The sequence below is a fragment of the Aquirhabdus sp. genome (assembly GCF_046462495.1).
GTDB lineage: Bacteria > Pseudomonadota > Gammaproteobacteria > Pseudomonadales > Moraxellaceae > Aquirhabdus.
Map to the genome: position 1 here is coordinate 19,121 of NZ_JBKGVE010000011.1, position 21,326 is coordinate 40,446.

At 46.4% G+C, this 21,326-nt stretch carries 19 protein-coding genes and 1 riboswitch; of the genes, 4 read left to right on the top strand and 15 right to left on the bottom strand.

The genetic code is table 11. The features are described from left to right. From ACLHG7_RS14150 to ACLHG7_RS14170, 5 genes are all read right to left on the bottom strand, one after another. The gene (locus ACLHG7_RS14150) at nt 1-1,185 is read right to left on the bottom strand and encodes an efflux RND transporter periplasmic adaptor subunit (RefSeq protein WP_410211647.1); all 1,185 of its coding nucleotides are present in this window, start codon (nt 1,183-1,185) and stop codon (nt 1-3) included. A gap of 504 nt (nt 1,186-1,689) precedes the next feature. Further along, nucleotides 1,690-2,172, bottom strand: coding sequence for a nickel-responsive transcriptional regulator NikR (nikR, locus tag ACLHG7_RS14155; RefSeq protein ID WP_410211648.1), 483 nt, complete (start codon nt 2,170-2,172; stop codon nt 1,690-1,692). A gap of 19 nt (nt 2,173-2,191) precedes the next feature. Continuing rightward, entirely contained in the window at nt 2,192-3,157 is a 966-nt protein-coding gene (locus tag ACLHG7_RS14160) for an ABC transporter ATP-binding protein (RefSeq protein WP_410211649.1), read from the bottom strand. Between the two features lie 10 nt (nt 3,158-3,167). Further along, entirely contained in the window at nt 3,168-4,118 is a 951-nt protein-coding gene (locus tag ACLHG7_RS14165; RefSeq protein ID WP_410211650.1) for an ABC transporter permease, read from the bottom strand. Nucleotides 4,119-4,187: 69 nt separating this feature from the next. After that, nucleotides 4,188-5,180 (bottom strand): ABC transporter substrate-binding protein, encoded by a 993-nt coding sequence (locus ACLHG7_RS14170; RefSeq protein WP_410211651.1) that lies wholly within the window; start codon nt 5,178-5,180, stop codon nt 4,188-4,190. Between the two features lie 259 nt (nt 5,181-5,439). On the opposite strand from ACLHG7_RS14170, the gene ACLHG7_RS14175 reads away from it, so the two are divergent. Continuing rightward, nucleotides 5,440-6,234: a phosphodiesterase gene (locus ACLHG7_RS14175; protein ID WP_410211652.1), complete on the top strand. Its 795-nt coding sequence runs from the start codon at nt 5,440-5,442 to the stop codon at nt 6,232-6,234. A 46-nt stretch (nt 6,235-6,280) separates the two neighbouring features. Here ACLHG7_RS14175 and ACLHG7_RS14180 read toward each other — a convergent pair whose 3' ends face one another. From ACLHG7_RS14180 to ACLHG7_RS14225, 10 genes are all read right to left on the bottom strand, one after another. Continuing rightward, nucleotides 6,281-6,679, bottom strand: coding sequence for a hypothetical protein (locus tag ACLHG7_RS14180; RefSeq protein WP_410211653.1), 399 nt, complete (start codon nt 6,677-6,679; stop codon nt 6,281-6,283). 47 nt (nt 6,680-6,726) lie between these two features. Then, a complete protein-coding gene (atzF, locus tag ACLHG7_RS14185) occupies nt 6,727-8,103 on the bottom strand; it encodes an allophanate hydrolase (protein ID WP_410211654.1) in 1,377 nt (458 codons plus the stop codon). After that, nucleotides 8,103-11,747 carry an urea carboxylase gene (gene uca, locus ACLHG7_RS14190; RefSeq protein WP_410211655.1) on the bottom strand — a complete coding sequence of 1,215 codons (3,645 nt, stop codon included), beginning with the start codon at nt 11,745-11,747 and terminating at the stop codon, nt 8,103-8,105. Before uca ends, atzF begins: the two co-directional genes overlap by 1 nt. Beyond that, on the bottom strand, nt 11,740-12,450 hold the full coding sequence (locus ACLHG7_RS14195; protein WP_410211656.1) for an urea amidolyase associated protein UAAP2: 711 nt from the start codon (nt 12,448-12,450) through the stop codon (nt 11,740-11,742). Before ACLHG7_RS14195 ends, uca begins: the two co-directional genes overlap by 8 nt. Before the next feature lie 4 nt (nt 12,451-12,454). After that, nucleotides 12,455-13,270 carry an urea amidolyase associated protein UAAP1 gene (locus ACLHG7_RS14200; RefSeq protein WP_410211657.1) on the bottom strand — a complete coding sequence of 272 codons (816 nt, stop codon included), beginning with the start codon at nt 13,268-13,270 and terminating at the stop codon, nt 12,455-12,457. A 106-nt stretch (nt 13,271-13,376) separates the two neighbouring features. Further along, a riboswitch (guanidine-I (ykkC/yxkD leader) is annotated at nt 13,377-13,553 on the bottom strand. Nucleotides 13,554-13,660: 107 nt separating this feature from the next. Next, entirely contained in the window at nt 13,661-14,293 is a 633-nt protein-coding gene (locus ACLHG7_RS14205) for a glutathione S-transferase (RefSeq protein ID WP_410211658.1), read from the bottom strand. Between the two features lie 74 nt (nt 14,294-14,367). Continuing rightward, the gene (locus tag ACLHG7_RS14210) at nt 14,368-15,003 is read right to left on the bottom strand and encodes a LysE family translocator (RefSeq protein WP_410211659.1); all 636 of its coding nucleotides are present in this window, start codon (nt 15,001-15,003) and stop codon (nt 14,368-14,370) included. Between the two features lie 45 nt (nt 15,004-15,048). Continuing rightward, nucleotides 15,049-15,498 carry a GNAT family N-acetyltransferase gene (locus tag ACLHG7_RS14215; RefSeq protein ID WP_410211660.1) on the bottom strand — a complete coding sequence of 150 codons (450 nt, stop codon included), beginning with the start codon at nt 15,496-15,498 and terminating at the stop codon, nt 15,049-15,051. A 26-nt stretch (nt 15,499-15,524) separates the two neighbouring features. Beyond that, entirely contained in the window at nt 15,525-16,778 is a 1,254-nt protein-coding gene (locus ACLHG7_RS14220; protein WP_410211661.1) for a patatin-like phospholipase family protein, read from the bottom strand. 283 nt (nt 16,779-17,061) lie between these two features. Beyond that, on the bottom strand, nt 17,062-17,874 hold the full coding sequence (locus tag ACLHG7_RS14225) for an inner membrane protein YpjD (RefSeq protein ID WP_410211695.1): 813 nt from the start codon (nt 17,872-17,874) through the stop codon (nt 17,062-17,064). Nucleotides 17,875-18,122: 248 nt separating this feature from the next. On the opposite strand from ACLHG7_RS14225, the gene ACLHG7_RS14230 reads away from it, so the two are divergent. The 3 genes from ACLHG7_RS14230 (at nt 18,123) to ACLHG7_RS14240 (ending at nt 21,282) form a co-directional block, all read left to right on the top strand. After that, nucleotides 18,123-18,365 (top strand): hypothetical protein, encoded by a 243-nt coding sequence (locus ACLHG7_RS14230; protein WP_410211662.1) that lies wholly within the window; start codon nt 18,123-18,125, stop codon nt 18,363-18,365. 238 nt (nt 18,366-18,603) lie between these two features. Beyond that, the gene (gene ffh, locus ACLHG7_RS14235; RefSeq protein WP_410211663.1) at nt 18,604-20,034 is read left to right on the top strand and encodes a signal recognition particle protein; all 1,431 of its coding nucleotides are present in this window, start codon (nt 18,604-18,606) and stop codon (nt 20,032-20,034) included. A 165-nt stretch (nt 20,035-20,199) separates the two neighbouring features. Beyond that, nucleotides 20,200-21,282, top strand: a complete 1,083-nt coding sequence (locus ACLHG7_RS14240) for a hypothetical protein (protein ID WP_410211664.1) — start codon at nt 20,200-20,202, stop codon at nt 21,280-21,282. Nucleotides 21,283-21,326: the final 44 nt, after the last annotated feature.

The window sequence follows — 21,326 nt, forward strand, 5'->3', positions numbered from 1 at the left end:
CTATGGTGCAGTCTTGGCAAGTGAATGATTGATTGGATTTGTCGTTTTGGTATTTATGCTCGCCACTACACGCACCGTGTCACCATTATTCAGAAAGGTTCCACCATTCGCCACAACTTGGAGATTGTCTGGAAGTGGACTGAGAATCTCAAGTTGATCATCAACAAGATGTCCGGTTTTGACTTTGATTTGCTCTACTTTGTTGTCGGCTATTAATGCAAAAACATAGTTGAAACCATCACGCATAATCACTGCAGTTTGCGGTAAGGTTAGCGCAGGTGACTCATTCAGACGAATACTTCCGCGTGCATACATTCCTGCTTTAATCGGCGAATTTGTATTTTGCATAATCGGTAAGTCGATATAAACCAAAGCCATACGCGTTTGAGCATCGACAGTTGGCGCAATCATACGGACTTTACCCTTGATTTGGATATCATCAATACTGTCAATGGTTGCAATATCACCAATTTTTATTTTATGCACTTCATCGGAGGTGACTTCGGCACGCCATTCCAAACGACTCTTTAAAATCATGCGAAATAACTCTGTTCCTCCGATGACGACTGCACCAACAGACGCTGTGCGAGAAGAAATAATCCCGTCATCTGGAGCAATGACTTTAGTAAATTTAAGTTGAAGTTTCTGAGCGTTTAAAACTGCTTGGGCAGCTTCAATTTTTGCTTTTGCTGCTTTGGCATTGGTCATATATAGACTGATGTCTTGCTTACTCAAGGCACCTTCAGCATCGAGGCTTTTAGCGCGTTCGGCATTCGCAAAGTCTTGAGCAGCATTTGCTTGGGTTTGGAGTAGAGATGCTTCTGACTGTGCCACGTTGGCTTGAATTGTTTCGGGTGCAAAACGGGCAAGCTCCTGCCCAGCATGTACAACGTCACCAACATTGACGAAAACATTTGTTAGGCGTAGGCCATTCGCTTCGCTGCCGATACTTGCTTCTTGCCATGCGGTAATGTTTCCATTCGCTGAAATCGTCACAGGCACTTGCATGACGCGTGGTCTGGCAAGGGAAACAGATAATGCCGGTTTATCATTTTTGGTTGCTTCATCTTTTTTTTGTTTATTTTTATCATCGTGCTTGGAGAAAACAAAAAATCCCCCAACTAAGCCAATGATGAGGACAATAAGAGCAATGATAAGAGTTGGCTTAGATTTCAAACGCAGCATGTTTATTATTCCAGTAGTATTTTCAGTTTTTTAATGACGGTTTACAGCTTATTCATGTTGATATTTACCGCTACTTTTATACTTCATAATTCTAAATCTCATCAATCTGTGCTCAAGATCGGGGCGCACACTCATCTCACAATCAAAGGTTAATTTGTGATTGCGAAATGCGGATGAAGTTTTTCATCATTTAGAAAAAAGTATGGAAATAGTTGTAGCTGGACTTACAGACCAAATGAATTCCAATGATTTTTGAAAGTCTTTGGAATTACTCATCAAATCTGTAGAAAAAGAAGAGTTATCTCTAAAAACAAAAGTTAAATATTTTGTTTACGCACCCCACTTTACAGCACTACTATTTCGTTCAAGCAAAGCCTATGCCACATCATGTACTTCTTATGTATTGTTTTAGAAAACATAGGCTAGTACGGAACATTTGGAAAAGCGGCATGGATCGTTTGGAAAACGAGTGTACTGTGATGTCATTACAGATATCAAGCAGGATTACGCATAAACAGGTGGCATAACTGCGGTCATTAATTGTAATTTTCCAGTAATCACCCCGCGTAAAGTAATCAGCTCATCAGAGATAATCTCAAGCTGTTTTGCTGGACCTTGCACAAGTATGACTTCCATCACACGATTGTCCGTTAATTGCACATGCAAAGAGCTGATCACTTCTGCCAAGTGGTGATATTGCAGATCGGCCAATTGATGCTGCAAATTAGGAATGGATCGATCATAGAGCAGGGTAATCGTGCCAACCATTACATCATTGCCCAGATTGCGCTTATGTTCAGTGATATGTTGATGCAGCATATCGGCAACGGCTTGCGATCGACTGTCGAATCCTCGACTTTCGACCATGTCGTCAAGCTCAGTCAATAATTCTTGTGATAAAGATAAACTGATGCGACTTACGGATTGATTGGTCGGCTTCTCTGTTGTTTTGTTTGGTATGGTTTGTGGCGGCAGAGTAGTGTTCATAAATTTGATCCATTTTTATTTATTCGACATTGTCATCGACAGATGTCAGGCGTACAAAAGGCGATAGGGGTTCATCATCGGTGTCATCATGGATGTTGTTGCCATGAATCAATTGATCGAGACGTGCTCGGGTCGCGAGGAATTCAGGACTATTGATTTGACGTTCTGATCTTGGGCGCGGGACGGGCACTTCAATAATTTCTTGTACTTCACCGGGATGCGCTTTTAGAACCAGAATTCGGTCTGCAAGCAGTATGGCTTCATCCAGATCATGGGTGACGAACAAGATGGTGATGTCGATGTTGCGCCAGATTTCAAGTAGGTGCTTTTGCATTTTACAGCGCGTTTGTGCATCTAATGCACCGAAGGGCTCATCCATAAGCAAGATACGCGGTTCATTGACCAATGCTCTTGCGATAGCAACGCGTTGCTTCATTCCGCCAGACAATTGATGCGGATAGGCATCGGCAAAGTTAGACAAACCAATCAAGTCAAGCCATTGCAGTGCGGATTGCTCGGATTCATGCTTGCCTTTACCACTCATTTCTAGACCAAACATGACATTGTGTTTCACAGTCCGCCATGGAAATAAGGTATAACCTTGAAAGACCATACCGCGATCTCGGCTCGGGCCTTCTACGGCCTTGCCATCGAGCAAAACGGTGCCTCCATCATAGCTTTCTAATCCAGCAAGAATTCGACTCAAGGTTGACTTGCCGCAACCAGAGGGTCCGATCACGCAAACAAATTCACGGCGATAGATATCAAAGTTAATCTTATTTAACGCCAAGACTTTACCTTGCGGCGTTTCGAAATGCTTGACTAAGTCGCGAATCTCTAAAATGATTTTGCGCTGATATAGTTTTTCAAAGCGTGCTCTCACCTCTGGGGATTGCACGTGGTAGTCCGGTAAAAAGTCTGGCAAAGGCAATGTGGGAAGAGACTGATCACTTGCATTTGAACTGTTGGTAATGGATTCACTCATGTTCTACTCCTTAACGACTCTTATCCCATGGAAATAAACGACGACCTAGCCAAGCCAGCAGCAGATCAATGCCCAGCCCAATGAGTCCGATCATGATGATGGCTGCATACACATTGTCAAAATGTTGGTAGCGGGCTTGCTGGGTAATAAACCAGGTGATCCCTGAACTGGTGCCAATCAACTCCGCGACAATCAAATAGGTCCATGCCCAGCCAAGTAAGATACGCTGATCACGATACAAGTCGGGGAGAATGCCGGGAATAACGACACGGGTGAGCAGCCTGCGACGGCTTGCGCCTAAAGTCAGGGCAGCTTCCATCAAGCCCACATCCAGTTTACGTGTCGTATTAGCAATAATCAGGATCTGTTGAAACAGCGTTCCAATGACAATAATCGCAATTTTGGGGCCATCGTAAATACCCAAGATGGCAACCATGAGCGCACCAAAAGCGGGGGCCGGTAAGTAGCGAAAGAACTCGACAAAAGGTTCGGTTAGGCGCGAGATAACAGGTGATGTCCCACTTAAAATCCCTAGCGGTACGCCGATGATGGATGAAATAAAGAAGGCATAGAACACTAATTTCACACTATGCCAGAGGCTTTGATGTAGCCATGGATCATCAGCTTGGGCCGGTGGTGTAGTGAATGCAGTATAAAATGCCCTGACTACCTCATGAGGCGCTGGCAAATAAACGGGATTGGCAGCAATCCCTTGAGGTAAAGCAAGGTGCTGCGCAGTCATATTGCTTTTTTCAAGCTCGTAGGTCGCACGATCCGTTCGCATATCTGCTTCAAAATAACTCACGCCGCCCGGATCGGTGATTTTGATTTGTGGATGCCAGACAAAAGGCAAATAGCTGACCGCACACCACAGGAGTATCGGGATTAAAAATGATGCAGCACCCAATAACCAACGTAGTTTTTGCGGCAATCGGTAATGCGGATTAAATGCACGAGCCATGATATGAATATGTCCTAAGGCTTTAAATACGAAACTGTTTTATGAAAGTAATCCCTAAAGAGGGCGTGACTATTTCCCATGGACGAGCTTGGGATCGATATAACCATCTACGTTTTGAGCCGTACGATAGATCCCCTGATTCACATTAAATTTGTCTACAAAATAAGAGGATCCATAGAGTGATTTAAAACCTTTGGCTTTCACCATGACGGCTTGATTGTCAGCAATATTCAAGAGGTGGGTGCCATAGAGCAGTTTTTTATAGGATTCAGGAGTGATGCCCCCGCCAGAGCGTTGGGCCATAATCTTTAAAGCATCGGGCTGAGTTTTGGGATCGTTGATATAGGTCACAACCTTATCCCAAACCTGAGTCAGTTTGATCCAGTCGGCACGATTCCTATTCAGACTATTCGGACTGACGGTCAGTACATCGTAAATCAATCCCGGCTCATCTGCGGAGGTATAGAGGGGGTGAGCGCCCGCTGAGGCTTTGAGTGCTTGCCCTGCAACGGGTTGCCATACGCCAATGGCGGAGACACTGCCAGAAGCTAAGATTTGCGGCAGTTCATTGGTTTTTGCATTGACGAGCTTGATCGCGTTTTCAGCAATCCCTGCTTTTTTTAGCCCATTGATCAATAGCAGGTGATCGACCAGACCAGTTTCGACGGCGACCGATTGCCCCATGAGATCTTTTAGGGATTTGATACCGGCTTTGCCGATGATCATGTCATTCCCGCTAGAATAGTCAGTTGCCAGAATCATGGTCCCTCTACCACCAGCAGATCCTGTCACCAGTGTATCGCCATTGGTTGCGAGTACCGCATCTAGTTTTCCAGCCGCGAATGCCTCAAGCGAAGCTGAGTAATCAAACCACTGAAAGGATGCATCAATCCCTGCTTGTTTAATCCAGCCCTTATCAATCGCAATCTGCCATGCAACCCATCCAGGCCAGTCGCTATAGCCTATTTTAATTGGCGCGGCATCGGCAGTATCTATGGTCGAGCATAAAAGAGCACTGATCAAGATTGTGCGCCGTGTAAATTTTGAACTCAGCAAAGACATGATAGTGACTCCCCCGTAAAACAGCCAGTATTACCAAAATATAAAATAGTAATATTAATAAGCAAAGGCTATGCCAAAGCTGACTAGCGTTTAAACAGTCGATGTTTCTAGTAGAAAAGCCATAAATTGCAGTTGAGTCGGTCTGGATTGGGCAGCGGCGGTTTGTTTTGGTGCGCGTTTTGCAATGATTGAGTACATCGCTGTGCAAGCAAATAGTTGCGGCGTTCAATTGACGACTTCAATCAAGCAGAGGTATCCCATGCTTATCGCACAACTCTCAGATATTCATGTTCGACCGAAAGGGGTGTTGTATCAGGGTGTGGTTGACTCTAACAAAATGTTTAGCGATGCGATCAAACATTTAGAGCACCTTGATCATCGTCCTGATTTTGTTTTACTGACCGGAGACTTGGTGGATCAAGGTGATCCCTTGGAATACTCACATTTGCTTGAATTGCTGAGTGAGCTAAGCATTCCTTATGCAGTGGCTATGGGGAATCATGATGACCGAGAGAATTTTCGTGCAGCATTTTCGGCATATCCGTATTTACCACAGTCGGGCCCACTGCATTACTGTATTGATGATTATCCGGTGAGAATAGTCGTCTTGGATTCCTGTGTGACAGGGGAGGATTATGGTCATATTGATGCTGAAGGCTTAAGCTGGATTTCTGCAGTTCTGAATGAGGATGCCTATAAGCCGGCGATTATTGCACTACATCATCCTCCCATTGTTTCTGGTATTCCTTATATGGATGTCTATCGCTATCTAGACGCCGAGCCTTTAGCTAAGATTCTGCGTCGTTCTTCCAATGTTGAGGCCGTGCTGTGTGGACATGTCCATCGGTCTATGGCCAAACGCTGGGCTGGGACGATGGTTTTGACCTGTCCCAGCACCACGACAGAGATAGCTCTGCAGTTAAAACCTGATGCCGAGCCACAATCTTATAGCGGGTCACCAGCCTGTATGCTGCATCTTTGGCATCCTGAATCAGGGCTAGTGAGCCATACAAGCTATATAGGTGTATATCCCGGACCTTATCCTTTTGCGTGACTTATGATGAATAGGACCCACACCACATAGCAATCAGATCAGTCAATCATCCCAATGATTGAATATAGTTTCGCCAGCCACCAACATCACTGATGTCCTTTGCCCCATCCAACGCAAAGGGTTCGCAGACAAAGCCAGATACGAATGAGCCATCCGCCAGTTCTACTTTGCCAATACCAAGAGGGGATGGGATATTATTCACAAAATCCCCAAAACCCGCTGCGGGCAGTGACCAGACCTCGACGGGGATCGCAACACCATCCGTGGCTACACGTACCATACCGGGACGAAATGGTGGGCCACCTGCGAGTGCATAGAAGCGATACTTAGCCGCGGATTCAGTAGCCTTAACCAGCACACCTCCGCGCTCGGTGAGTTGTGGGTTTAAGACCATCCCAGAGAGATGTGCTCCGCAGACAACGATTTGAATGTTTAGGTCTGTCATAAATGATTCCACATTATGGGTGAGTTGTATGCAATGCGTATGGAAGACTAAGCTTGCCAGCGTTTAGCTAGATCCAATAAGTCCCAATCCAGTCCCGCCTGAGCGAAGAACGTAATACCGAAAGGCAAGTTATCTTCACGTCGACCAGCAGGAATGGCGAGTGCAGAGTAGTTGAGCAGGTTCATGAAGTTGGTGTAATAGCCCAGATTACTATTGAGCACCAAGGGGTTTGCGAGCATTTGATCAATGGTGTATATCGTTCCTGTCGTTGGCGTCATAATGGCATCGACGCTATTTAAGATGTCATCACACTGCCGTTTAAAACTGGCCAGTTTATAAAATGCATCGAAAGTCTGCACTGCGTTGATGGATTGTGCGGGTTCAACAATCTGGCGGATGACGGGAAGTACTTCTTCCGGTTTTTGGGTCAGCAAGTTTGCAATCGCATGATAGCGCTCAGCAACCCATGGGCCGGAATAGAGCAGATTGGCTGCCGTGATGAATGGTGAAAAATCAATATCAACCACTTCAAAACCTTTGGTCATACCGTCGATTTTGGCTTGTTCAAAAAGTAGCGCATAGCCATCATCACCAAAAAAATTCAACTGATCTGCACGAGGCACTCCAATTCTTTTGATGGCTGAATGGGGTGTGTGGGCAAATGATTTACTGTAGCTATCTGCTGGATCAAAACCAGCGCTGATGTTGAGGACGATTTCGGCATCTTCAATCGTTAGCGTAAAGATCGATATACTATCCAGTGTACGACAGGCTGGCACAAGCCCTGAGCTGGAGAGTAAACCACAGCTAGGCTTGACACCGATCAGTTCGTTGAAGGCAGCCGGAACGCGCCCTGAGCCTGCGGTATCGGTTCCCAGCGCGAAACTGACCAATCCCAGTGCAACGGCCAGTGCCGAACCTGAACTTGATCCACCTGAAATATAGCGGGCATCGATGCTATTTTTCGCGATACCATAGGGTGAGCGAGTGCCATTGAGTCCTGTTGCGAACTGATCAAGATTGGCTTTACCCAGTGGAATGGCGCCAGCATCAATCAGTTTCTGTACGACAAATGCATTTTTCTCTGGCAAGTAGGCAAATGCAGGGCAGGCGGCTGTGGTAGCAAGTCCTGCAACATCAATATTGTCTTTAATCGCAAATGGGATACCGTAGAGCGGTAAGCTTGCAGGGTCTTTGCCATCCAAAACCTTCGCGACTTCTATCAATGTGTGATCATCAAAACGACTGATCCAGACATTATGACTACTGCTATCAGTGACAGAGCAGTCATCTAGTGCAAGTAATGGCAACAGTGCCTGAATGAGTTCAGAGGGTTTAAGTCCTTTGGCATAAGCTGCTTGAAGCGTGGTAACGCTCAGATCGGGAACGATATCGAGCGTTAGGCGATTTTGTTGACGAGTCATTAGACGGCCTCCAGAAGAACCAGTAAGTTTTGTCCCCCACCGACTTGGACACCGGGCTGTGCTAAGACCTGACCGATGATGCCATCACGCGCGGCGACAATCGGAAATTCCATTTTCATGGATTCTATGATCAGTAGCGTATCCCCTGCGCGGACGGCATCCCCTGATTTGACTTGAACCTGCCAGATATTGCCGGGCACATGTGCTGCAATGGCATCAGCCCCATCCGGAATCTTGAGAGCATCACTATCAGGTGTGGGGGCGTCTGCTTCGCTGATATATTCCGCTTGACCACTTTCACGCCAGCGTTCACGCTCGGCATCGAATGAATCTTGTTGCACGGTTTTAAATGCGGTAATGCTGTCTGCATTTTGCGTCAAGAATTCATTGTATTGGCGGAGGCTAAGCTCACCTTCTTCAATTTTTACCCGCATGCGACCTGCTGCAAACTCACGGCGCATGTCGAGTAGTTCTTCTTCACTGACTTCATAAAAGCGAATTTGATCGAAGAAACGCAGTAACCATGGTTTACCTGCTTCAAATTCTGGGGTTTCGCGATAACGATTCCACATTTGAATGGTTCGACCGACAAATTGATAGCCGCCGGGACCTTCCATACCATAGACACACATATATGCACCACCAATGCCAACGGCATTTTCTGGGGTCCATGTCCGGGCAGGGTTATATTTGGTGGTGACCAAGCGGTGACGTGGATCAAGTGGTGTAGCCACTGGCGCACCCAAATACACATCGCCCAGCCCCATCACTAAGTAACTGGCATCGAAGACAATTTTTTTGACATCATCAATGGAGTCCAGACCATTAATGCGGCGGATAAATTCGATGTTACTGGGGCACCACGGAGCATCAGGTCGAACCGATTGCATGTATTTTTCAATCGCAAGACGGGTTTGGGAGTCGTCCCAGGCCAGTGGTAGCCAAACCGTACGCGATGGCACGACCATTTCATCAATAGCGGGGAGTTCATGCTCTGCGTGTTTGAGTCGGGTCAGCAGTTCACTTTGCGGAAGTAAAACGGCGTCATAGTGAATTTGCAGCGAGCGGATACCCGGTGTCAGATCAATAATGCCGTGGATCAGATCGGCATCTTTTTGCTGATAGAGCCATTGCATCAAGGCATGAACGCGGAAACGTAAGTTCAGATCTAAAACCAGCGCACCGTACTCAACCAGTAGATAGTTATCTCCAGCCGGACGATAGACCACATCCGGTGCACCATCACGACCGCCATAAGTACTGAGAATCGCCGACTGAAGCGTTTCAAGTTCAGCAGTGAGCGTGGCATGGAGTGGTTCTTGGAGACTGCTCAGTGCTTGGAGCTGTTGACTTTCCAGTGCATCGGTTTGCGCTTGGCTGATGGGGATAAAGCGTACTGTATCACCGGGACGTAGTTGTCCTAACTTCCAGAGCTCAGCTTTGACCACCACTGCAGGACAGACAAAACCACCTAAGCTTGGGCCATCCGGTCCCAGAATAACGGGCATATCACCCGTAAAATCAATGGCGCCGATAGCATAAGCGTTATCGTGGATGTTAGACGGATGCAGCCCAGCTTCACCCCCATCACGGCGCGCCCATTGAGGTTTAGGACCATTTAAGCGAACGCCAGTCCGGCTGGAGTTGTAGTGAATTTCCCAGTCCGTACTAAAGAACATCTCGATGTCTGCAGGAGTAAAGAAATCGGGTGCGCCATGCGGTCCATAAAGCACGCCAATTTCCCAGTGATGATTATACGTAGGTTGCAAACTTAAGGGTAGAGCGGTCGATTTTGTTGTTTGAGCAATAGGTAGTGTTTTGATTGGTAGCATGTCACCCAAGCGGAGGTTACGCCCTGCATGGCCGCCAAATTGACCCAGCGTAAAGGTCGATTTACTCCCCAAATAATCAGGCACATCAATGCCACCCTGGACTGCAATATAACTGCGGCATCCGGTGATCATTCGACCGAGTTTAAGGACGCTGCCTGCTTTGATCGTGATAGCCGTCCACATGGGTATGGCAACATCATCAAGAAATACGGGCAGCGGTGCGCCTGTAATGCACACGCTACTATCTGTATAAAACTTGAGCGTTGGTCCACTCATTGTGCACTCTAAACCCGCTGTACCCTCAGTATTCCCCAAAAGTAAATTGGCAGCGCGCAGCGCAAGAGAATCCATCGGTCCTGATGGCGGAACACCGACATCCCAATACCCCAGTCGTGCAGGATAATCTTGTACTGAGGTTTGTACACCCGCTTCCAAGACTTCAATCCGTTTTGCCTGATAGCTAAAGTCGTTTAAATAACGCGTTGTTTGCAATCCTTTTTGAAAGACATCTCCCGCGATAATTTCACTGACGTAATCCAGATTAGTTTCGATACCTGACAAATGGGTTTCAGTAAGGGCATGCTGGAGTTTGGCAATCGCAGCTTCGCGGTCTTTAGCATAGACAATGATTTTGGCAACCATGGGATCATAAAAAGGCGGTACATTCGATCCACGCATGACCGCAGCTTCAACCCGTGCAGCGGATGGATGTGGGAAGATTACTTCAGTCAGCACACCCGATGAGGGCTGAAAATTACGTGCTGGATCCTCGGCATAGACGCGGACCTGAATTGATGCACCTTTAGGCTGTGGTGCAATAGCTGGTAATTGTAGGTCGCCACTGGCCAAAAGTACCATCCACGCGACCAAATCAACGCCCGTCACTTCTTCTGTGACGCCGTGTTCGACCTGCAAGCGCGTATTAACTTCGAGAAAGTAAAATTCTTGACTCAGTGCGTCCATCACGAATTCAACCGTACCCGCAGAACGATAGCCGATGGATTCCATAAGACGCACTGCCGTCGCCTGAAGACTCTTGCGCTGTGCATCAGACAGATGTGGAGCAGGGGTTTCTTCAATGACTTTTTGATTACGGCGCTGCACAGAGCAATCACGTTCTCCCAATGCCAGAACCTTGCCTTGACCATCGCCAAAAATTTGCACTTCGATATGACGCGCAGCTTGGACGTATTTTTCCAGGTATAGACCAGCATCTTTGAAGTTGGCTTTAGCCAGACGGGAAACTGATGCATAGGCTTCATCAAGTTCACTATCTGCCCAAATCAAGCGCATACCAATACCACCACCGCCTGCAGTGCTTTTAAGCATCACGGGATAGCCAATCCGTGTCGCTTCGGTACGGGCTTCATCGAGATCAGCTAAGAGCTGGCTGCCCGGAAGCAATGGCACGTTGCTTTGTAGTGCGAGCTCGCGAGCCGTGTGTTTAAGGCCAAAAGCCCGCATTTGATCACCAGTGGGACCGATGAACGCTATACCATTGGCTTCGCACTCATCGGCGAAGGCGGCATTTTCAGACAAAAAGCCATAGCCGGGATGGATAGCTTGTGCGCCCGTTTGTTTTGCAACCGCTAAGATTTTGCCTGCTTGCAGATAGCTTTCGCTAGCGGGTGCAGGTCCAATACAAACGGCTTCATCGGCCAGACTCACGTGCAGCGCATCATGGTCGGCTTCAGAGTAGACTGCGACGGACTGAATGCCCAACAGTTTGAGGGTGCGAATAATGCGACAGGCGATAGCACCGCGATTGGCGATCAGAACTTTGGTAAATTTACTTTTCGGCGAGTTAGGCATGGTTTGTCGCCTCCCAAGTCAAAAGCTTGATTGGTGTCGGGTTATAACCATTACAAGGATTGTTGAGCTGTGGGCAGTTGGAAATGAGCACAATTAAGTCCATTTCAGCGATAATCTCAACATATTTCCCGGCACCAGAGATGCCATCGGCAAAGTAGAGTTCACCATCTGGCAGTACGGGGACATTCATAAAGAAATTAATGTTTGCACCAATATCGCGCACATCCAAACCAATTTCTTCTGCAAGTGGGAAGGTGGTTAGCGCTGTCATAAAGTTATCACGGCACGAGTGCATGGGACGTTTTTCCATGGCGTAGCGCACGGTGTTACTTTCGCTGGCACATGCACCGCCTAGGGTGTCATGACGGCCACAAGTATCCGCACTGATTGTCGCCATCACTTGCGCATTGCTCGAATACAGCTTGGAGCCTAAGCCTAAATAGAGCTGCCCTGATTTTTGTACGGTATGTGCCGGGCTGTAGCGTTCTTCCAGATTGTTGGCATTAAAGAATAGGGTATCGACCGCTTGATTGCCTTCCAAGTCCACAATTCTAAAAGTTTGTCCTTTCACAACCCGTCCCATCCACGGTTCACCGGCTGCACAGATCTCACTATTGATGGCTGTTGCTTCGGTTAGCGGACTCTCTTTCAAAGGCGCAGAAAGCTTGAATGATGCAGGGCTGGTGATTGATTTAATTTCCATTTTCTTATGCTCCTGCTTGGTTTGAGGAATGAAGTACACTTGACGGCATTGCGGCAAAATAGCGTTCCGTATTTTGAAAACCGCGTCCATTTTGTTCGCATGAGGTGCGGCAGACATCATCTGCTGCGACAGGTGCAGCCGTAAAGGCAGACAAAAGAATGGCGGCAGGATCATAAGTCGTCGCGGGGTCTAGCGGGTGGGGCGCAGCAGAGAGAATCACCAGCGTATCCATCTCAAAGCGCAATTCGACGATATCGCCTGCTTGAGTGTGTTCAGCATTCCAAACCAGTTTGCCAGCATCATCCGCTGAGACTTTACTGAAAAAATTGACATTGGTGACAAGGTCACGTTTGCCGAGTCCCCATTTCCCCATTTCAATCAGTAAACCTTCGCGCCCACTACGATACATGCCATTACGCGCTGCACCAAAATCGCGCAAACCGTATTGAGTTTTGATCTGTTCTGCATCACTGACGCCACAGAAAGCGTCATTCCAGCCTGCAGTGTCTGTGACAACCGAACATAGAATGCGTCCCATGTCGGAATAACAGACATGACCACGGGTTAAAAATGCAGTGTGCTGGGCTTTAAGGGTATCTGGAGCATTGTAGCGTTCGAGTTTTTCTTCGGCATTGAAGAAAAGTGCAGCTAGATTTGCACTTGTAGCCTGAGCCGTGAGGCGGAGAACTGTGCCACGGCGGATACGTGCGGACCAATGAAAACCGCCAGGAAGTAGGTCTTCCCATAAAGGGTTTTGATCAGCAGGAATAATGGATAGAGCAGCTTTTTCAGCAGTTGTAAGAGATGAACGTGATGACATGGCGAGACTCCAAAGCGTTAGCATGAGAGAGGACGTGCCATTCAGACATTTGATATGTAAAAAATCGCATACGATTTACATAACAAACATTCAATGAATGACGTTAATCTCCCGGGCTTTTGTCCCGCCGTGTAATGTGCGATAAACAGTGCTAAACAAATGGGTTGCTGAGCAGTGCTTCATTCACATCGGTTGCTCTCGGACCAGTCATTTTGCATGATTGCTTTTCTGCTTAAGCAGATTGAAGGCATCATATAAAATCGGAACCCTAGCGACCTTTTTTGAAGCAGAAGACCACAAATGTGTCCTCTCATATCTATTATAAAGCAAATTCCAAGCCAGTCTAGAGACTGACGTGGTGCAAACTGATTCAATCAACACGAGATCAGGTTATGCTTGTGTATGAACGCCGGGTCCAACAGGTGGGTATTTTTTGAAGACGGGCAGTTGTTCGGCATTAGCCGAGAGTGCTGATAAGGCAGGGTAATCTCCCACAATCAAAATGTCTGGCAGCATGCTATAAATAAATTGCCATGTAACCGCTGATGTGAGCAGTGATAGGTTTCTTTCTGTCTGTTCAACAGGATCGTTAAGCCCTGCAATCAAGTGTTCCAACTGAGTCATTGCAGCAATCAGTTGGCCCTGCACACGATCTAGCCATAGCTGAAATTGCTTTTCGGTCGGACGTAAGCTTTTCTCATAGACAAATTGTGCCGTTTTCTCGCAAGCGGCCAAAGCCAGTCCAATGATTTGTAGTTCTTTTTGCAGCGGGAGAAGGTGAGTGGATTTTAATGATCGACCCGATGCGGCTTCAGCATGTTCGATGATCAGCGACGAATCCATCAGCACAGTCCCATCATCACAGATGAGCGAAGGGGCTTTAACGACGGGATTGATTTGTTGAAATTTCTCAAAGGTGCTAAATACCGAGATGGCGTGATGCTCAAAAGAAATACCAAGTAAATCAAGCGTAATTGCTGTACGTCTGACATAAGGGGAGTCCAGCATTCCAATGAGTTGCATCACAATATCTCCTTTATGTATTAATTATCATTGCTCGTCTTTAATCTGTTTACGATAACGAATTGAATCATCACTTACCATTGCCATACGAGCTTGAGTGCAAATGCGATCAGCACCATGCCCATGATGCGTTCAAACCAGTGGCCTTGTTTTAAGAAAGCTTGGCGAATTTTATCTTGCGAGAACAAAATGCTAACTAATATAAACCACAGCGCGGTTACGACACACATCCAGACGCCATAAAAAATCTGCACCGACATCGGAGTAGTGGCGCTGATCAGTGTGGTGAAAATGGCGAGAAAGAATAATGTCGCTTTTGGGTTTAAAGCGTTGGTAAAAAAACCTGTTAAATATGCGCCACGCTTTGCCTGATTAGCTAACGCGAGGTTATCTACGTCACTTTCAGAATTGGTATTGGCTTGGCTGCGGATCAATTTCCAACCTAAATAAAGCAGATAAATTGCCCCAAGAATTTTGACGCCGTGCAAGATTTGCGGTGAGGTATGCATCAGAGCGCCTACACCGAGTAGGGTATAAAGCACATGGATTGAGATTGCAGAGCCGATACCAAGTGCTGTGAGTTGACCGACCCGCCGCCCATAGCGGACAGTTTGACTGATCGTGACAGCAAAGTCTGGACCGGGGGCAATGAGTGCTAGGAAATGAACCAAAGCAATGGTAAGAAATTCAGAGAGGTAGGTTGAGATCATTCAGGCAACAGCTTATCGGATAGAGAGTAAAGAAATGATGGGGCGTTATTGCGAGCGCAGTGATTTTTTCATAAAGAAACGGGAAAAACCCATCGGGTAATCTTCCAGTTGCCCAAAACAGCTGTAGCCTAGGCGCTCATAGAATGCGCGTGCCTGAAACTCAAAGGTATCTAGCCATGCTCCATGACAGCCACGTTCTATTGCTTCTTGCTCTGCAAGATGAAGGAGCTTGGTGCCAAGCCCTTGACCACGCAGCGATTCAGGGATGACAAACAGTTGGGTGAATAACCAGCCACCGCCTGTTTTTCCCCATAGGCCGCCAATAATTTGTTCATCAGCATCTTTGATTAGAATCGCTAAAGCGCGGGCACCACTGAGTCCTGCTTGACTCATATTGTATTGGGTCAGTGGCGTCGCAATGGCTTTTTCCATTTCGGCAGTGACGGCATCAGTCAGGGTGATGGTGTAGTCCACTACATGATTTGCTGCGCTCAAAGTTTTGTCCAATCAGTTCAAATTTATCAGTCCTTAACTTTAGCATCATCTCGCAAAAAGTGCTCGATTTCATCGACACGTAATCCTGCATCGTGATACCCCAATTGAATCAGCTCGCGGGTAAATGAGGAGTCAAAGAGTAGGAAGCTGGTTAAATCTGCACTCTGTGCGTCGGGGCGTCCCAAGCCATCCATCAAATAACGGATGCTTTTTGGCATACGATGTTCTAGGGTTTTGGCAATAATTGCGATATCCGCAGAAGGGGAAATGACCAAAGGGTTGACGATCCGCATCGGCTCTGAAAGCGGTGATGCGATCCGATGCCCTTCAGGGATTTGTTTCTCAAGCTCCTGATAGGCTCTGACAAAGTCATTCATGCGTTTTAAATGATCTAGATCAGCATCAAGATGATCCAGAAAGATTGCATTCATGAGCGTTCCGCAGATTTGTGACAACGGTGGACGCTGTAATTGGGTCACATAATCATCATCGGTTGAAAGTTCAGAGCGGAGCAAGCTGTCAGCGGATTCTTGGCAACGTACACCGATGGCGAATAACCGCTTAGCACCCAATCGGATGGCGGGGCTCAGTGGTGTAGTTAAGCGCATCGCACCATCGCCAAAGTAGGCAACAGAGTCACCTGTTTTAAGGGGGATGGGCTGGAACACCAGTGGAATTGCCGCAGATGCGAGAATGTGATCGACGGACAAGTGTGTGGGCAAGGCTACACGGCGGCTTTTATTCCATAAAGGATGACCCAGTTGACCTTGAATAAAAGTAAAGGCTTTACCTGAATGATAGCCTGTCGCTGTCACACCAAACGCGTATAAGTCGCCACGTTGTATGGCCTGATCAATCCCCGCAAATTCTAGGCTGTTTTCTAGAAAAGTGCGTAATGGCGATGCGTCGACAAAGGATTTAAGTCTTCCTGCACCCAGTAAACCACCGAGGGTAAAGTCCAATACCGCTTGCGCGCCTGTACGGGCAAGAGAAGCAGGATCGTAGCGAAATACTTGAGATGAATTTAAATTAGACCACAGTTTGACCAGCAGTTTTGCACCTGCGGTAATGTTTGAGTTATTAGCCGCCATGGCTGCACCATTCAATGCACCAGCAGATGCGCCAGTGATAATCTTGAAAGGCGAGGGCTTACCTGCAAATGCCGGAATCTCGCTGACTCGCTTCAATACCCCTGCATGGTAGGCACCACGTGCCCCACCAGCGGTCAATACAAGAGCGGTCATGTTATCGGGTGCGTGCTTGGGAATGGGTTTTGACATGGGCTTCTTCCTAAAGTCTTTGAATAGGTTGTGCATTCATTCATCAAGATCGTCTAATGTCATGCAGCAAGTCTTATGCCAGTTGAAAGGTTTCATCCGGCTAGAATACAAACTGTTCTCGCTTTCAAGGTCTTTAATGATAGGTGATCCATTTCAAAGAGCAGCATTAATTTTTGATGACATGAAGTGGGTAGCTCGCTATTTATTATTAAAGAAAGCTCTATTTACTGGATGTTATACCCTGAGGGGGTTATTTTTATTCTACGTAATCGGTGCTTGAGGATCAGGCAATTTTTAAAATCATCTCAAGTACAAACTTACTGCCAATGAATCCCACAAGTAACAAACTAAAACCCCATAAGGTGAACGTCACAGCCCGCTGTCCGCGCCAGCCCATGCGCCAGCGACCCACTAACAAAATGCCAAACGTTAACCAGGATAAAATGCTCAGTACAGTCTTATGGACAAGATGCTGTGCCATGAGGTTTTCAACTGAAACAGCCCCCAACAGTAAGGCTGCTGTCAGTAAAACAAAACCGAGTAGCAACATATCAAAAAGGAGTGATTCCATCGTTTGCAAAGGGGGGAGGATCGACACCCAAATTCGCCGTTCAGTTTTATGCTTGAGTTCACGGTTCTGGACATGGAGCAAAATTGCCTGAATCGCAGCCATCAGCAGCACGCAATAAGCGGCAAGCGACAAAATAATATGACCCTCCAACCCGTGCCCGATGGTTGCTAGGGGCTGATAGGGGGCTTGCCATAAAGCCCCAGCTAAGAGGCCAGCAACAGCAACAGGAATTCCAAGCAAATTCAAACCAAGTACTGGACGATAGGTGCTGAAGGCAAGGGTTAGCGTCAGCATTAACCAACTGGTGAGTGACAAAATGTTAAAAAGATTAAAGTTCACGCCTTGTGGTGTGATTAACACTGGCAACAGAATAAAAGCGTGAAGGAGCAGGCCAATCAAGAGTAGTGCCAAACTGGCCATGCGTTTCGGAATTTTTTTATTGAGTAAATGAGACAACAAATGCCAGAAAGTACCCGCGTACGCAAGGAGTGCAACCACAAGTGCAACAATCTGCACGGTTGTCATATCTGGGTGATACCCCTGTGTATTCAGCGTTTCAGTGAGGGCACTCATGCCATGGATTCATCGTTTAAACTAAAATAGGATTCAAGCAACATAGTAATACGGCATTCCCTTTTTACGATATGTATTTTACCAAATATACTCAGAAAATTAGCTCAGTAAGCGAATAGTATGGGTAGTATAAAGAGTCAAATGATTTTGTGAACAAGCGATTAAGCCATATTCTAATATTTTCATCGAGGTGATCTTTAATGAGTCTAGAACCAAATCACTCACTAGGAGCACATTTGCATCCAAGCGCTCTAGAGCGTTCCCGTCATGTTGAGCATGTTTTGGGTCAAATGCGTGAGGGACTTGGTGATGTTACGCAATATAGCAGTCAAGAACTCTATGACATCATCTCTTTTTTAAAAGAATTTTGCATCTCTTTAGAAGATCAGGCGATGAGCAAATCTCAAGGTGAAAGTGAGTCAATTCATGATGAGTTGTCCTAACTGAGATGAAAATTTAAAAAATAAGGTCATTCTTTAAGATGACATTGTCGATTGCGTTGCTATTTAATCGTCGATGAATACGTTAAAATAGCCCTTTAAAAGTTATTTTGATCCTCAATAAACAATAAGCGCGGCGCGATCATTTCTGGTTTCGCTTCTGGAGCTTGTTCCAATCACGGTGTAGATAGCACTTTTACCATTATTCGTTACTCGATTCGTTATAGGCTCGTAGCACATTATGTTTGATACATTAACCGACCGCTTAACCCAAAGTCTGCGCAATATTTCAGGCTCTGGCCAACTGACTGAAGATAATATTAAAGACACGCTGCGTGAAGTGCGCATGGCACTCCTAGAAGCCGATGTGGCATTGGCTGTCACACGTGAATTTATTGAAAAAGTCAAAGTCGAGGCACTGGGGCAGGAAGTTCTCAAGCAACTCTCACCGGGTCAGGCATTCGTCAAGATTGTGTTTGATCAACTGACCTTGATGATGGGTTCAGCGAATGAAAGTCTCGATTTAAGGGCGAAGCCGCCCGTCGTTATTTTACTTGCGGGTCTACAAGGGGCTGGTAAGACCACCACCGCTGGTAAACTTGCACGGTTCTTGAAAGAGCGCCAAAAAAAGAAAGTCATGACTGTTTCTGCTGACGTTTATCGTCCGGCTGCGATTGAACAGTTACGCAGTGTATCTGCTGATGTGGGTGCACTCTTTGTTCCTTCCTCAAGCGATGAGAAACCGCTTGTGATTGTGCAGCGCGCCATTGAACAAGCCAAAATTCAGTTTGCGGATGTATTGATTGTCGATACCGCTGGTCGTCTGCATGTTGATGAATCGATGATGGACGAAATCAAAGCGCTACATGCTGCGATTAACCCTACTGAAACGCTGTTTGTTGTTGACTCGATGACGGGTCAAGATGCGGCCAATACCGCAAAAGCGTTTAACGATGCTCTGCCACTGACTGGTGTGATCCTGACCAAAACCGATGGCGATGCGCGCGGTGGTGCCGCATTGTCGGTGCGAGCGATTACGGGCAAGCCGATTAAATTTCTGGGTATGGGCGAGAAGCTTGATGCGCTCGAACCGTTCCATCCAGAGCGTGTCGCCCAGCGTATTCTCGGCATGGGTGACGTCTTGTCGCTGGTTGAGGAAGTTGAACGTAATATAGATAAAGAAAAAGCCGAAAAGATGGCGAAGAAGCTGCAAAAAGGCGGCAAATTCAATCTTGAAGACATGATGTTGCAGTTTGAACAAATGCGTTCCATGGGTGGCATGGCTGGCTTTCTAGATAAGCTCCCCGGCATGGGCGGTTCAGGCATGCAACAAGCCTTGGATCAGGCGAAGCCTGAAGTTGCTATGAAAGGTATGGAAGCTATTATCCAATCCATGACCATCAAAGAGCGTCGTAATCCTGAGCTGATTAATGCGAGTCGTAAGCGTCGTATTGCGGCAGGTTGTGGTAAAGAGATTCAAGATGTAAACCGCTTGCTTAAGCAACATGAGCAAATGGCAAAAATGATGAAGAAACTGGCTAACCCTGCTGGCATGATGAAAATGATGAAAGCCATGAAGAATATGGGCGGCGGTGGCTTTGGCGGGATGGGAGGCATGGGCGGTGCTGGTGGCTCGGGCGGCGGTGCTGGACCGTTGTTTGGTGGGAAATAGTCTTTCTATTGTTCGGCTGTTTATTGGCGAGTGATTTGTCAATTTTTAAATGTGATTTAAATTGGCTCCAATAGTATATTTTTTGTAATTGATGAACTATGCTCAGAAGACGAACCAATTGGTTCGTTTTTCTTTGTTTATTATAATTACGCAGAGTATATCTTGATGAATTTAAAATTAGCAGTCGTAAGCTTATCTGTACTAAGTTTAGTTGCTTGCGGTGGCGGTGGCGACAGTTCACCACCGCCCGTTGTCACGCCACCCGTTACACCACCTACTAGTTATACGCCTGTTCCTGTTAAATCGGGTGATACGTATACATTCAGTGGAGTCGGTACAGCAAGTGATGGAACGACGGGAAGTAGTACTTCAACTGAACAAGTTGCAAGTATTAATCCTGCTAATGGAAATTATGTTAAGAACTTATTTGATAACAACAAAGAATTGAGCTCGATTCGAGTTTATGATGCTGGAAATGGGCAACTAACTGACAATGCTTGTACAATTTCTCCATCAATCAAAGAAGTTGTTTTTCCTGCACATGTGGGGCAAACATTTAATCAAACGGCAGTAAATACTTGTCCACTCCAAAATTCAACCGCCAACCAAATTATAAATTTTAATGCTTCTGGGCAAGTGCTGTCCTATGAAAGCATTACTGTTCCTGCTGGAACATTTAATACCCTTAAAGTTCAAAACAAGGTTGTGATTACCAATGGGGTGGGGACAGGGCTAGCAATTGATCCTCATACTCAGGACCGGACGTGTTGGGTGGATATTGTTACGGGTGTCAATGTTAAATGTGATCTGGTTAATACCTATACACCAGCTATTTCATCAACGTATCTTGCAAAATCATCAATTCAATTAGCATCAGTGAGTCAAGCATCTGCCGCAGCCTTTACATTAACGGGCAGCACTACAGGAAATCCTTCTCCTTATTTATACGCTATCCCAGGTTACACGACCTTGCTTGCAACAAATGTCGGGAAAAACTTTGAGCTTGATACCACACAACCTGTGGCTTGGTCGATGATCACCGGCACTAACACGGTTAATCTTTCTGGCGGCAATACGACGACCAGTTATAACGGTGTTTCTTTCTCGATTACGACAACAGGTACATCATTGATCGTATCGACATCATATCCTGCTAAGCTGCCAAATACGGTTAATTTGACATTCAAAGCTGCTTTGGCGTCTGATAAGACTAAGATTGTGACTGTGAATATCTTCCTTAATCCATAATGAGTTAGGTCATCGTTCTCAATAAAAAAAGCCGCTTGATGAAG